Origin of the sequence: Amycolatopsis sp. SID8362 (genome assembly GCF_010550475.1) — a bacterium.
In the GTDB taxonomy this organism is placed as follows: domain Bacteria; phylum Actinomycetota; class Actinomycetes; order Mycobacteriales; family Pseudonocardiaceae; genus Amycolatopsis; species Amycolatopsis eburnea.
Map to the genome: position 1 here is coordinate 1 of NZ_JAAGNB010001875.1, position 254 is coordinate 254.

Annotated in this window: 1 protein-coding gene; it reads right to left on the minus strand. The window is 66.9% G+C overall.

Annotated features, from left to right (window positions below):
- Nucleotides 1-63: 63 nt before the first annotated feature.
- Nucleotides 64-254, minus strand: a 191-nt coding sequence (locus tag G3I65_RS56850) for a hypothetical protein (protein WP_203612789.1), incomplete at its 5' end; no start/stop codon positions are given.

The window sequence follows — 254 nt, forward strand, 5'->3', positions numbered from 1 at the left end:
GACGACATGAATGAGTCATTCACTACATGCGACCACGCCGTGCGGTATAGGTCGTTATACGAATTACCCGGGCGTTGTCCGAAACCGGACGAGATCCGCTCCCAGGCTTGCCCGGCCGCTGTCCGCCGTCCCAGAATCCGCGCTGACAAGGTTGTCAACGGCCCGGGAGGTCACGGCATGGGCGAGTTCGACCGGCGGCACGCGCTCGCCCTGTTCGGCGCGGCGGGCGCCGCCGCGCTGCTGGTGAACCCGCC